This is a genomic window from Acinetobacter sp. 148 (assembly GCF_031196675.1).
Lineage (GTDB): Bacteria > Pseudomonadota > Gammaproteobacteria > Pseudomonadales > Moraxellaceae > Acinetobacter > Acinetobacter baumannii.
Map to the genome: position 1 here is coordinate 1 of NZ_JAVIMT010000031.1, position 263 is coordinate 263.

Here is a 263-nt window from a genome sequence, read left to right on the forward strand (position 1 = left end):
TTAAATCTTGCACGTAAATAATAGTTTCTTTTACTTGATCGTTGAATTCTATTTCTAATTTCTTAATTTGCTCTTCCGATAATTTACCTTCAGTAAAAAGTAATTTATTAATCTGTATTTGAGCTTTCAAATTGTTAAGTTTTTTTGTTGTCTTTAAAATTATATCAACACCTTCGTCATGGAGTCGTTGGGTTCGATTAAAAGTTTCTTGAACCTTCCAATCATTAAATAGTGATATTGCAATTAAAGCTGCAAACAGCGTA

Annotated in this window: 1 pseudogene; it reads right to left on the reverse strand. The window is 28.1% G+C overall.

What is annotated here, in order from left to right:
• Positions 1-263 (reverse strand): annotated as a pseudogene (locus RFX69_RS05770) (hypothetical protein); the annotation flags it as partial.